General features: G+C 37.6%; 15 protein-coding genes and 1 other RNA gene. 12 read left to right on the top strand and 4 right to left on the bottom strand.

Annotation, left to right across the window (positions count from 1 at the left end):
* Window positions 1-18: 18 nt before the first annotated feature.
* On the bottom strand, window positions 19-588 hold the full coding sequence (locus tag IE867_RS00230; RefSeq protein ID WP_192482765.1) for a UPF0149 family protein: 570 nt from the start codon (window positions 586-588) through the stop codon (window positions 19-21).
* 108 nt (window positions 589-696) lie between these two features.
* Here IE867_RS00230 and ssrS point away from each other — a divergent pair.
* From ssrS to IE867_RS00200, 6 genes are all read left to right on the top strand, one after another.
* Window positions 697-877: non-coding RNA, 6S RNA (gene ssrS, locus IE867_RS00225), on the top strand.
* Between the two features lie 220 nt (window positions 878-1,097).
* Entirely contained in the window at window positions 1,098-2,117 is a 1,020-nt protein-coding gene (locus IE867_RS00220) for an MBL fold metallo-hydrolase (RefSeq protein WP_192482764.1), read from the top strand.
* Between the two features lie 23 nt (window positions 2,118-2,140).
* Window positions 2,141-2,452 carry a hypothetical protein gene (locus IE867_RS00215; RefSeq protein WP_192482763.1) on the top strand — a complete coding sequence of 104 codons (312 nt, stop codon included), beginning with the start codon at window positions 2,141-2,143 and terminating at the stop codon, window positions 2,450-2,452.
* A complete protein-coding gene (locus tag IE867_RS00210; RefSeq protein ID WP_192482762.1) occupies window positions 2,440-3,264 on the top strand; it encodes a DUF692 domain-containing protein in 825 nt (274 codons plus the stop codon). Before IE867_RS00215 ends, IE867_RS00210 begins: the two co-directional genes overlap by 13 nt.
* Window positions 3,257-3,988: an HvfC/BufC family peptide modification chaperone gene (locus IE867_RS00205; protein WP_192482761.1), complete on the top strand. Its 732-nt coding sequence runs from the start codon at window positions 3,257-3,259 to the stop codon at window positions 3,986-3,988. Before IE867_RS00210 ends, IE867_RS00205 begins: the two co-directional genes overlap by 8 nt.
* Before the next feature lie 3 nt (window positions 3,989-3,991).
* Window positions 3,992-4,588 (top strand): HvfX family Cu-binding RiPP maturation protein, encoded by a 597-nt coding sequence (locus tag IE867_RS00200; RefSeq protein WP_192482760.1) that lies wholly within the window; start codon window positions 3,992-3,994, stop codon window positions 4,586-4,588.
* An 11-nt stretch (window positions 4,589-4,599) separates the two neighbouring features.
* On the opposite strand, the gene IE867_RS00195 is transcribed toward IE867_RS00200, so the two are convergent.
* Window positions 4,600-5,241, bottom strand: coding sequence for a CvpA family protein (locus IE867_RS00195; protein ID WP_192482759.1), 642 nt, complete (start codon window positions 5,239-5,241; stop codon window positions 4,600-4,602).
* Between the two features lie 150 nt (window positions 5,242-5,391).
* Here IE867_RS00195 and sthA point away from each other — a divergent pair, with 150 nt between their 5' ends.
* Complete coding sequence (gene sthA / locus IE867_RS00190) at window positions 5,392-6,783, top strand: Si-specific NAD(P)(+) transhydrogenase (RefSeq protein WP_192482758.1); 1,392 nt, start codon at window positions 5,392-5,394, stop codon at window positions 6,781-6,783.
* Between the two features lie 2 nt (window positions 6,784-6,785).
* Here sthA and msrA read toward each other — a convergent pair whose 3' ends face one another.
* On the bottom strand, window positions 6,786-7,364 hold the full coding sequence (gene msrA / locus IE867_RS00185; protein ID WP_318779291.1) for a peptide-methionine (S)-S-oxide reductase MsrA: 579 nt from the start codon (window positions 7,362-7,364) through the stop codon (window positions 6,786-6,788).
* Between the two features lie 318 nt (window positions 7,365-7,682).
* Between msrA and IE867_RS00180 the strand changes: the two genes are divergently transcribed.
* A complete protein-coding gene (locus IE867_RS00180; RefSeq protein ID WP_192482756.1) occupies window positions 7,683-8,468 on the top strand; it encodes a response regulator transcription factor in 786 nt (261 codons plus the stop codon).
* Between the two features lie 14 nt (window positions 8,469-8,482).
* Here IE867_RS00180 and parE read toward each other — a convergent pair whose 3' ends face one another.
* Window positions 8,483-10,372: a DNA topoisomerase IV subunit B gene (gene parE, locus IE867_RS00175; protein WP_192482755.1), complete on the bottom strand. Its 1,890-nt coding sequence runs from the start codon at window positions 10,370-10,372 to the stop codon at window positions 8,483-8,485.
* Window positions 10,373-10,395: 23 nt separating this feature from the next.
* Here parE and IE867_RS00170 point away from each other — a divergent pair, with 23 nt between their 5' ends.
* The 4 genes from IE867_RS00170 (at window position 10,396) to secB (ending at window position 12,730) form a co-directional block, all read left to right on the top strand.
* Window positions 10,396-11,358: a LysR substrate-binding domain-containing protein gene (locus IE867_RS00170; RefSeq protein WP_192482754.1), complete on the top strand. Its 963-nt coding sequence runs from the start codon at window positions 10,396-10,398 to the stop codon at window positions 11,356-11,358.
* A gap of 97 nt (window positions 11,359-11,455) precedes the next feature.
* The gene (locus IE867_RS00165; protein WP_192482753.1) at window positions 11,456-11,992 is read left to right on the top strand and encodes a rhodanese-like domain-containing protein; all 537 of its coding nucleotides are present in this window, start codon (window positions 11,456-11,458) and stop codon (window positions 11,990-11,992) included.
* A complete protein-coding gene (gene grxC / locus IE867_RS00160) occupies window positions 11,985-12,236 on the top strand; it encodes a glutaredoxin 3 (protein WP_192482752.1) in 252 nt (83 codons plus the stop codon). The genes IE867_RS00165 and grxC overlap by 8 nt, the downstream gene beginning before the upstream one ends.
* Before the next feature lie 29 nt (window positions 12,237-12,265).
* A complete protein-coding gene (gene secB, locus IE867_RS00155; RefSeq protein ID WP_192482751.1) occupies window positions 12,266-12,730 on the top strand; it encodes a protein-export chaperone SecB in 465 nt (154 codons plus the stop codon).
* Window positions 12,731-12,958 lie beyond the last annotated feature (228 nt).

Raw genomic sequence — 12,958 nt, 5'->3', positions numbered from 1 at the left:
TAAACATCGCAAAATAATTTACGATGGGTATAGGCGTTTAAGTCCAAACTCGCTATGAATAAGAAGTACCGCGACCTTCGTATATTCAACTAGCTCCATATAAGCTTTTTCTTCATCTTCTTGTCCGGTGACTTCATCATCATATTGCAAGCGCGACATATCAATTAAATCAACGATTGCCTCTTGTACTTCTATAGAACCTTTGGTGTAATCGATCTCCATTAAGCCCAGCCCTGACAAAAAGCCTTGACTCCACATCGCCAATGCATCAATTCGCATATAGAATTTTTCATCATCATCTGGCAGCAGCAAATCAAAATGCATATCCTGTGCCAAAAATTGTGCTTTCGTTACCTGATACATTTCAGCTAATACTTTTAATGCATCTTGTGCAACAACGTCACCTGCCTCGATGGGCTCAGCCATCAGCGAGTCCATCCACGCTTCAATGCGCATCTCAGCACCCCCTGTAAAAAGCGCACACAACAAAGCATGTGCCTCAGAAGCTTCAGACAAAGCATTGATTTTGCGCAGTGCAGTAGTCACCTCCTGATAATCAGGTAAAACTTGTTTTTCTGTTATTTGCATGAGTGTTTTTATCATTATAATCAAGATGTCTATATCGTATCATTTTTTTTACAACAAATCACTTGCACTTAGTAACATATGCTTCTATGATTTCAAGTGTAAGTTTAGTGTTGCCTGTGCTGTTAGCCAGTCCTTACATTCTTGAGCCGATGTATTTATATCGGGAGCGTAGATACTTGTTTTAGCGTGCATGCTCGGCCTAGCTGAGAAGCCCAACGAACAGCAAACGCACCCACTTGGTTCTTGAGGGTTCAAGAGCCATGTAAGCAGCGGCAGATATGGGCGGCACTATAAAAATTCCTTTCTCTTTTTTCCATTTTTCCCCTAATGCTGAATCATTAGCAATGATCTTCACTCATTGTCAAATTCATTAATTATTTTTATTCATCCAATCATTAAAGATTAATTTTAGTAATTGAAAAGCCGCTATATAATTCGATCTTGTACATAAGGCACTCTCATCATGTGAGTGTGGAAAATCAAAAAAATATAAATTGGGGACATTTGTTATGAGGTATAAATCTTACTTCTTTAAAAGATTACGTAAATTCAAAAAAATAAATCCAGTGAAAACACATCACTTCATTGCTAAATCAATTGGATTATCTGTGCTCTTTAGCCTATCTTTTTGCTCCTTGAGCTACGGCACAAACTCTGCAACAGAATGCACTAAGACCTCATTAAGCCTACAGCTTTTGGGCTCAGGCGGTCCGATAAGTGATGATAAACGCGCCTCATCTGGGGAAATTATCTGGATCAATGGCAAAGCTCGAATCTTAATCGATGCAGGAGGTGGAACTTATTTACGTTTTGGTCAATCTGGCGCCAAACTCGAAGATCTAGACTTTATTGGCATTACACATTTTCATACTGACCATGTTGCTGATCTTCCAGCAATTTTAAAAGGCGCTGAGTTTTTTAAGCGTGAACGCCCAATTGCAATCGCAGGCCCTAAAGAAAATGCACGTTTTCCAAGCCTAACGCATTATTTGAATAATTTATTTAATGCAAAAAATGGTGCTTATGCCTATCTTTCTAACCTGCTGACACCTAATAACAAAGATGGCGTTTTGACGCTTTCACCAATCGTAGACGTTGATTATCAAAGTCCTCAAAAAACCAAAGTATTTTCTAACGCAGAATATACCATATGGGCATTAGGCATCCCACATGGCAATGTACCTGCACTTGCTTATCGCGTTGAATCAAACTATGGCAACGTTGTCATCTCAGCCGATCAAAATGGTAGTAATGATGCGTTTATCGATTTTGCCAAAGGTGCCGATATTCTTGTTATGCCTTTAGCCATTGACGAGAAGGCAGATAAAATTTCAAGCTTTGTACATGCCAAGCCATCAGTAGTTGGGCAAATTGCTAACAAAGTTAATCCGAAAATGCTGATATTAAATCATTTTATGGGCAAAGGCCTATTATACAAGAAGGAATCGATCGAAATTGTTAAGCAATACTATAGCGGTCCAACGGTTATTGCGCGAGATCTTAGTTGCATACCATTAACCCAAAAATAAAACATATTAAAGGAAATATAACTATGAATAATACAATAACTTTATCTATTGCAATAACATCATTACTTAGCCTATCTATGAGTAATATTGTGAGTGCCAACACTTCAACAACAACACAAGTAAGCTCTGTTTCTACAGATTCTGGAGGAAAATGTGCTGCGGGAAAATGTGGTACAGAGAAGTTTTATGCTGAAGCTAAAATAACACATGATCCACAAGGGAAGCTTGTCTATGCGCGTGATGGTAAATGTGGCACAACAGGTTATGGGATAAAGCCTAGTGATGAAGTTTTAGTAGCTCAAGCTAGATCGGTAGGTGGACGATGCGGCCAATAGCACAGACTGCTTATGGTATTGGGTTACGTCGCGAACACCTAGAAATACTTGCTTGTAAGCCAAAGCATGAGTTAATTAACTTTCTTGAACTAGCGCCTGAGAACTGGATTAACATGGGTGGAACCTATCAATGCCTATTGCAACAAATCGCTAGTAAATATCCACTTATTGCTCATGGACTTAATTTATCAATTGGCAGTTCAGTAGCACTTAACACATCATTTCTTAAGGAGGTTAAATTATTCTTAGACGAATACAATATTAGTATATATAGCGAACATCTGAGTTTTTCTCAAGATGATAAAGGTTATCTTTATGAATTATTACCCGTACCCCGCTATAAAGAAATCTTGGGCTATTTAGCTGATAGAATTAATCAGGTACAAGATATTATTCAACGTCCTTTGGTACTTGAGAATATATCATATTATCACTGTTACCCTGATCAAATGCCTGAATATGAATTCATCCAAGAATTAATTAAATTGAGTGGTTGTGAGCTACTACTGGATATCAATAATGTATATGTTAATAGTGTTAATCATAATTATGACGCACTTGAGTTTGTTAAACAGATGCCTACAAAAGCGATCCGTTATTATCATCTTGCAGGTTATTTAAAAGAAAGTGATACTTTTTTGCTCGACACACATGGTAAAGAGGTGACTCCAGAGGTGCTAGCACTCACACAAGAAACCATTAAATTCCATGGCACTAAGCCAGTTCTACTAGAGCGCGATAATAATGTGCCACCGTTAGAGCAACTTTGTAATGAATTATTACAGATAAAAAGAGGAATTCGCAATGCTTAGCAATACTCACCAAAACTGTAAGATCGCACCATCTCTCTTAGTGATCGCAACTAATCGCTTATGCCAAAACATTCGCTGCAAGCAACATGATTTAACCTATGAAAATAAACCTATTTACCGCAACTTTATTCTGGGCAATATACAATCCGTTATTGAAGGTACTTTTCCTTTATTCAATAAAATGACTTGCCCTAAGTTACTTACTTTACTTATTGAAGATTTTCTTATGCACCACCCTGCAAATGAACCGCAGTTTCACCATATTGCAACAGAATTTCTACGTTTTGCACAGTCCAGTAAAGCAGTACCAGCGCTATTATTAGCAGTACTTGAGTATGAATGGCTATTATTTTCAACTGAAATCAATCCCAAACGGCTCGATTCTAAAGCTCAAGAAACTTATTTTGATGCTATTAATGCCAATGTCAAAATAGTCTTAAACCCAACTGCTCAGTATATTTGCCTACCTTTTGAGTTAGCTGATTGCAATAACTATTGTCCCATTGGCCAAGGACAATATATTTATATTGTATTTCGAAATATTAATGGTTGTGTGATAACAAAAAATTTATCAAACATCGAAATACAATTTCTAAAAAACATTAAATCCACTGGCAATAATACATATCAAAAGAGCTATCAACACCGCAATAGTGAAATGACTAAAGAAATCATGAAGTCATTTATAAAAATCAATTTAATTCACATTGAATACGAGGAGTAAATTATGATACACAACACAATAACATGGATCAATTCAACACTATATAAAGCAAAATCTTTTGACTTTATTGCTCTTCTTGCCGTTAGGCTTTTTCTCTTACCTGTTATCTACGAAGGCGCACACTCAAAAGTTACCGGTTTTAGTAAAACAGTTGCCTGGTTTGGCGCACCTGCTGCTGAAGGAGGATTAAACCTACCATTTCCAGAGTTATTAGCATTTTTGGCAACATCAACTGAAGTGTTTGGTTTAATTTGTATTGCACTTGGTTTATTTACACGCTTTATTACCATCCCTTTAACCATACTTATGTGCGTTGCAAGCCTTATGGTACATTGGTCTCACGGTTGGTTGGCAATTGCCAGTAATAATATGGAGTCTGCAATACGTCTTGGTGACTTCTTAAACTGGTTATCTATAAACTTTCCTGGTAGGTATAATTATATTACTGGGCTGGGAGATCCAGTCATTCTTAATAACGGTATCGAGTTTGCTACTACTTACTTTATTATGCTTTTAGTACTTTTATGTTATGGTGGCGGACGTTATGTGAGTGCTGACTACTGGTTAAGTAAAGCTTTTAATCGTAAAAAGAAAAAATAACATTCATCATATCAACCAATAGCATCTAACTCAGCTTTTGATTTATGAAACTCCTGCTCTTGATAATTATTTGAGTTATTCTGATCAGCATTATTATTTGCTCCATCTTTATCATCACTATCTTGATCACTTCTATTATATTTATAGATGCTGTTGTTATGTATTTTTTCATGAATATCTTCTGGCAACTTATGGTCAACCCAAACCGCTCCTTTAACTAACCACGGCACCAGTAATGAATCCTGCCAAGCTTCTTGCTCAGTGAGCGCCTTGTTATAACTAAGCACACCAACAATTAAACTCACCACAAGTGTTGATTTAACAATGCCAAATAAAAAACCCAATAAGCGATCCGTAACCGTCTGATGATCTTTACGAAAGACACCAAAAATAATATGTGCGACACCTCCTAGAAGCCAAACAAAGAGTACAATCGCAGAAAACGACATCCAAAACGCCACTTCAGGTGAATTAAACCACTTTGTAACAAAATTCATATCAAGAGAATCTGCAAAAAAGTAGGCAGATACTGCAGCAATCAACCAAGTTAGCAAAGAGATTAATCCGCGCACAAAGCCTTGCGAAAAACCAATAATCGCAAAGCCAAACACGATAATAATAAAAATCCAATCAAGCCAATTTAGCAGTGACATTATTTTTCCTTATAAGCCCAAAACAGCTTTTATTGTAGCGTCCTTTTGACACTTATCAATCATTGCGCTGAAACAATGCTTAAAAAGTTCCACACGCTCATAGTCCATATGCTACAATTTGCAGCAAATTTCAAGAAAGGCGTAAATACCATGCAATTCGATTCTTTTGACTCTTTTGACTATGATGTCATTGTCATCGGCAGTGGACCTGGTGGTGAAGGTGCAGCAATCAAAGCAGCTAAATCAGGTCTTAAAGTAGCGATTGTTGAATCCGAGACTATCGGCGGCAACTGCACACATAAAGGCACCATTCCAAGCAAAGCACTGCGACATGCAGTATCTCACTTTTCTTTTCATGCGAAATATCATGATTATAGCTACCCACAAATGTTAGAGAATGCATCACGTGTCATCAATGCTCAAACCGAGCTAAAAACAGGGTTTTATAAACGCAACAATGTGGATATGCTGCATGGTTTTGCACGCTTTATCGACCCACATACCATTTGTATTTGTTCAACACACGAAGAAGAGCAAACCAAAGAACAGTTCAAAGCAAAATACTTTGTCATTGCTACTGGCTCAAGACCTTACCATCCTAAAGATATTGATTTTAATCATCCTCGTATTTTAGACAGCGATAGTATTTTACATCTTGATGATAACCCCAAGACCATCTCTATTTATGGTGCAGGTGTTATTGGCTGCGAATATGCCTCTATTTTCCGCACATTAAAAATCCGTGTGAATTTGATTAATAACCGCGAACGACTATTATCTTTTCTTGATAATGAGATTATTGATGCCTTGAGTTACCATTTTCGCGAGCAAGGTATTCGCACGCATCATAATGAGCATTATGACAGCATTGATGCCAATGATAACGAAGTAATCTTGAAGTTAAAATCAAATAAAGTCATCAAATCAGATTATCTATTATTTGCCCAAGGACGCACTGGAAACACCGATCAATTAGGGCTTGATGCAATTGATATTGATACAAATATCCGTGGATCAATTGAAGTTAATCAGAACTATCAAACCCTTAATCACCCCCATATTTATGCTGTTGGCGATGTAGTTGGTTATCCATCTCTTGCCTCTGCGGCTTTTGATCAAGGACGCTTTGCTGCAACGCATATTGCAGAAGGCAAATGCACCAACCATTTAATTAAAGATATTCCAACTGGAATTTATACCTTGCCTGAAATTAGTTCAGTTGGTAAAACCGAGCAAGAACTCACCGAAGAAAAGATTCCATACGAGGTGGGACATGCCTTTTTTAAAGATCTTGCTCGCGCGCAAATCTCAGGCAAAACTGCCGGCATGCTTAAACTTATTTTTCATCGTGAGACACTACAGCTATTAGGCATTCACTGCTTTGGTAGCCAAGCTTCTGAGATTATTCACATCGGACAGGCGATCATGTCACAAAAAGGGAAAGCCAATACATTGATGTACTTTATTAACACGACATTTAACTACCCTACCATGGCTGAAGCCTATCGAGTTGCTGCATTAAATGGATTAAATAGATTGTAGATTTATTGCCAAACTTCCTTTAATCGTGCATCGCGCCCACATTGCCAACGATAAAATGCATAACTGATAGGATTTTTTAGATAATATTTCTGATGGTATTCTTCAGCTGGTGTGAATATAGTGCTCGGACGTAATTGCGTATATATTGGCTTGTTTAGATAAGTTTTAGTTTTTTCAATCACCGTTTGTGCTATTTGCATTTGTTCATTGTTTCGATATAGAATTGCACTTTGATATTGCGCACCCAAATCGCAAAATTGCCGATCTTTGACCGTTGGATCAATGTGCTTAAAGAAATAATTCAAAAGTTGAGTATAACCCAGAATATCATCCTCATACCAAACTTTAACAACCTCTAAATGGTCTGTTTTCCCTGTTGATACCTGTTTGTAGTTTGGATATAAAGTTGTCCCACCATCATATCCTACCTCAGTTTTAACAACGCCCTTAAGCTTATCAAAATCAGCCTGCACACACCAAAAACAGCCTCCGGCAAAAATTGCTACTTTTGACTGGGCATAGCCAACTTGCATCAAAACATAAAACCCTATCAAACTCACAAACTTTAAATATCGCGACACTTTATCACTCCAATTCATTCATCTATCAATCTATTAAGTTATAGATCACAAAGAAGCCAAATACAATTAAGCGTAAATTACATAAAGCACTAAAAACACTAAAAGCACATTCGATCTGTTTTTATATTTTTTATCTGTCAACTTACAACACATTCTGAATAATAAATCACTTTTTAAGCAGTTATGCTATAAACAACATGGAAAATCCGAAATATTTTAAATATAATTATGCTCAATACGATCATGTGTTACTTAGTTCAATCTATTATTAACAATGATCTGGGAGATTTTTTTAACCTAAAGATGATGAGAGACGCCATGAAAGAAGATAATAGCATATTATTGGTTAGTACCAATAAAGAAAATACCAAAGATCTACAAACGTTACTTCAACGTTACTTGCACCAAACAAACATTGCACTTTCAGGACAAGAAGCCTTGGACTTATTAGCTGCTAATAAAAACACCACAGTAGTGCTCCTTGATTTATTGCTGCCTGATATGTACGGCATTGAGCTATGCAAAAACATTCGTGAACGCTATCCAAACATGGCCATTATCTTTGTCTCAAAAAGCACCGATGCCACCGAAATCGTATTGTGCTTTGAAGCAGGCGCTGATGACTATGTTGAGATTCCGTACAACCAGCACGTTCTTATGGCTCGCATCAAGGCTAAACTACGTGATCGCAATACCACGCAATCACCATACGCTATTACAGGGTCAGTCAATATTGAAGACATAAACATCAGCGATTACAATCAAATCCAATTTGGTAAATGGGTATATCATCCACGTAAGTCATTGGTAACACATCCTGATAACTCAGATATTTACCTAACAGATAAAGAAGGCGCCTTGCTTAAACTTCTACTGTCTGACCCGAGCAAAACCTTTATGCGTGAAGAAATTGCCAAATATTTGAATTTAAATATCAAAGAAAGCATGGTGCGTGATGTTAACATTCATGTTCATCGACTCCGCAACAAATTAACGCAAGGTCACAACTCAAGCTCGCCAATTAAAGCAGTACGTTCACAGGGTTATACATTAGATTCATATTTGACGTATGTTTATGACAATAAAGAAGTTTCGTTTTTGTAATTTCTCTTCCTAAATCACTCCAAATCAGCTAAATTCCCTTGCTGCTCCAACCAATGTTTGCGGTCTAATGAGCGCTTCTTAGCAAGCATCTCATCCATTTCCTCTAGATCAAAGCGCTCATCATTCGATAATGTCAATTGCACAAGACGTCGGGTATCCATTGCCATTGTTGATTCTCTTAATTGCATCGGGTTCATTTCCCCCAAGCCTTTAAAGCGCAAAACATTGGCTTTAGCTGATTTTTTATTTTGGGCAATTTTATGCAGAATAACATTCTTCTCAGCCTCATCTAGCGCATAATAGACTTCTTTACCGACATCAATTCTAAATAATGGTGGCATAGCCACATAGATATGCCCTTTTTCAACCAATGGTTTAAAGTGACGCAAGAATAAAGCACATAGTAATGTCGCAATATGTAATCCATCCGAATCGGCATCCGCAAGAATACAAATCTTGCCATAACGTAATCCTTCTAAATTATCACTACCTGGATCGACACCAATTGCTACGGCGATATCGTGAATTTCTTGTGATGAGAGCACCTCTGATGAATCAACTTCCCACGAATTTAATATCTTACCTCTTAATGGCATCACTGCTTGAAATTCACGATCTCGCGCCTGTTTTGCCGAACCACCTGCGGAATCTCCTTCAACTAAAAAGAGCTCACTATATTGGGTATCTTGTGTTACACAATCCGTTAATTTACCAGGCAATTGTGGGCCTTGGGTGACTTTCTTACGCACAACCTTTTTCTCAGCTTTAAGACGTTTTTGCGCGCGTGAAATAATCGCTTCAGCAATTTGATTTGCTGTTTCAATATTTTGATTCAACCACAAACTAAAGGCATCTTTAACGTGTGTGGCAATAAAGTTCACACAATCACGTGATGATAATCGCTCTTTGGTTTGTCCGGAGAATTGCGGTTCAGGCATTTTAAGTGATAATACATAACAAAGGCCCGCAAAGATATCATCCGGCATAATTTTGACCCCACGCGGCAAGATATTATGCAGCTCACAATACTCACGCATTGCATCTAACAGCCCAGATCTCAAGCCATTAACATGTGTGCCACCTAAAGGTGTCGGGATCAAATTAACATAGCTTTCTGTAATTAGGTTATCACTTTCTTGTGGCCAACAAAGTGCCCAGTCAACAACATATTGTCCATCACTAAAAGAGCCTGAAAATGGTGTCTCTGGTAGTATCTCAAGACCGTCAATTTTCTCTTGCAAATAAGCCAATAATCCACCATCGTATTGCCAAGTCATGCGATCGTTTTGCTCATCGTTTTGATAGTCAACAATAAGCCCTGGACACAATACCGCTTTAGCTTTTAATAGGTTCTTTAATTTACGCGTTGCATATTTGGGTGTATCAAAATATTTAGGATCCGGCCAAAAACGCACCGTAGTTCCTGTATTTTTTTTGCCAACTTCGGATACTATCTTTAATTCTTCAACCTTGTCACCATGTTCAAAAGCAATAAAATAACGCTTACCATCACGTTTGATAAACACCTCAACACGCAAACTTAATGCATTAACCACGGATACACCAACCCCATGAAGTCCACCTGAATAAAGATAATTTTCTTTGGAGAATTTTCCGCCGGCATGCAAACGTGTCATAATCAGCTCAACACCTGATATCCCTTCCTCTGGATGAATGTCAACCGGCATGCCTCGACCATTATCTTCAACCTCAAAACTACCATCATCATAGACTCTGATATTAAGCTTATTGGCATGCCCTGCTAATGCTTCATCCACTGCATTATCAATCACCTCTTGTGCGACATGATTAGGCGTTTGCGTATCGGTATACATCCCTGGGCGTCGTTTAACAGGGTCAAGACCCGATAAAACTTCAATGGATTGAGCAGTGTATTGATTCATAACAAAAGGGTGCTTATTATTTTATGTCTAATTTTATCGTTTATTCTGGCACAAAATCGAGTAATCTTAAATCTAAATGCTGCCTTGAATGGAAAATTATGAATATCCGTGACTTAGAATATATTATTGCTGTTGCCAAACATAAAAACTTCAATAAAGCAGCACAAGAATGCTTTGTCAGCCAACCGGCACTTAGTATGCAAATTAAAAAGCTTGAGGATGAGTTAGGTGTTGCCATTTTTGAGCGCTTCCAAAAGAGCGTGCTTGTGACCGCTATTGGACAGCAGATTATTGACAAAGCACAATCACTATTAACCATTGCTCAAGACATAAGAGACTTGGCAGCAATGCATAATAAAACCGAAGATCTATTATTTAGAATTGGGTTATTCCCCACGCTTGCGCATTATCTGTTGCCACAGCTCATTCACACAACTTTAGCGGATAAGAGCCCTATTAAGATATACCCTATTGAGGAAAAAAGCCCTACGCTGATTCAGATGCTACAATCAGGTAAAATTGATGCTGCTCTTTTAGCATATGACTCCCTACCACAAGGGCTTGAGTTTTTACCGCTATTTAAAGATACATTTAAACTTGCTGTGTATGATGGACATCCTTTAAGTCAGTTACAAGAGGTTGATATATCAAAACTTGACGATGAGGCCATGCTTTTCTTAGAAAAGGGTCATTGCCTGCGCGAGCAAGTCTTATCTTTAAACATCAATCCTGCACAAAGTATCCAATGTAATGCCACAGGTCTTGAGACTTTAAGGCAAATGGTGATTGCTAAGCTTGGCATTACCATTATCCCTGAGCTTGCCACACTTACCTCACACAATGGTATTCATTACATTGACTTTAAGGCACCGGCCCCTTTTCGTGAGATTGGCTTGGTTTATCGTCGTGGCTCTGCAATTACTAAATGGCTAAAAGCCATTGAATCACTCGTGAAAAAAAGCGTGCCAAGTTTGGCTTCTCATTAAATTTTAAACCCGCTATAATCCACCATATTAATAAATAAGTCGACCCTTGCTAATCTTAGGGCTCGCGCTAAAAAACAAATATAAAAATAGGAAAACCATGTCAAACCTGAGTCATTTCATCTCTCAAAATTTAATACTATGTATTATCTTTGTCCTTGCTATTTTGATCTACCTTGGTTATGAAATTCGCCAAGCTAAATCAGGTCGCTTCCAACTATCAATACAAGATGCCATTAACCTCACAAACCGTGATAAGGGTATTTTCTTGGATATTCGTGATAGCAAGCTTTTTAATGAAAGTCATATTGTTGGCGCGATCAATAGCAGCACTGCTGAGCTTAAAGAAAACACCAAAACACTTAACAAATATAAGAACAATCCAATTGTTATCTATTGTGCAACCGGTGCGCAAAGTGCTAGTGTTTGCGATTTGTTAAAAAAGGCAGGATTTGATAAGCTTTACACACTAAAAGGTGGCTTCAAACAATGGTTACAAGATAAATTACCTACTGATAATAAAACTGTTACGCATAATGAAATGAATACTGATAAGAAAGATGTAAAAAATAGAAAAGATAAAAACAATAACAACGACAAAAGCGACAAAAATGGAAAAGCACATCTAAATGATTGAAATATACACTAAACCGACTTGCCCTTATTGCATCAACGCCAAAGCATTGCTTAGCAAAAAGGATGTGACCTTTACTGAGTATAATATCAGTGATAGGCCTGAATTACGCGAAGAGATGATTAATCGTGCTTCAGGACGCACGACAGTGCCGCAAATATTCATCAACAATCAACACATCGGTGGCTGTGATGACTTGTATGCCCTTGAAGATGCCAATAAACTGAACCCATTACTTGGAAAATAACACTTAACTTAACTACATAAGGAAAGATAATGACAACTGAAACAAATACTCCAGATATTCAATTTCAAATCCAAAAACTTTATACCAAGGATATTTCATTTGAAATCCCTAAAGGTGCTGATGCATTTAAGCAGGATTGGAAACCTGAATTAAATGTTGCTTTGAATACTAAAGTGACGGGCTTGCCTGAAGAAAATATGTATGAAGTCGTGCTCACAGTTGAAGCAGATGTTAAATGTGGTGATACTGATGCATTTAAAGCAGAAGTACAACAAGCGGGTATCTTCCTTATTTCTAATATGGAAGAAGGCCAACTAGATCATGCGCAATATGCATTTTGCCCTAATATCTTATACCCATATGCACGCGAGGCAGTCTCTGACTTAGTTGCTAAGGGTGGTTTCCCACAACTATGCTTGGCACCTGTTAACTTTGATATGATTTATCAACAAAAACAACAAGAACAAAAAGATTCATCGCAAAAAGCGAACTAATATTCGGTTTATAGACTTCTATCCACCTCCTCCATAAATAAATTCTTATTTACTGGAGTTACGAACTTTTTATACAAATCTGCCTTTCATTACCTGATAGGCGCTTTTATATAATGACATTTTGGACTAATCCTAAATACTCACCCCTTACTCTGAGCGTAAGTCGAAGCAATGCACTGAGCATCAGTCGAAGTGGGTACGCTTAGGAAAATCACACTTCATAGAGGC

Source organism: Cysteiniphilum marinum, from assembly GCF_014857925.1.
Classification (GTDB): Bacteria; Pseudomonadota; Gammaproteobacteria; order Francisellales; family Francisellaceae; genus Caedibacter; species Caedibacter marinus.
The sequence above is the reverse complement of the archived record's forward strand: the minus strand, read 5'-3'. Positions and strand labels throughout refer to the sequence as shown.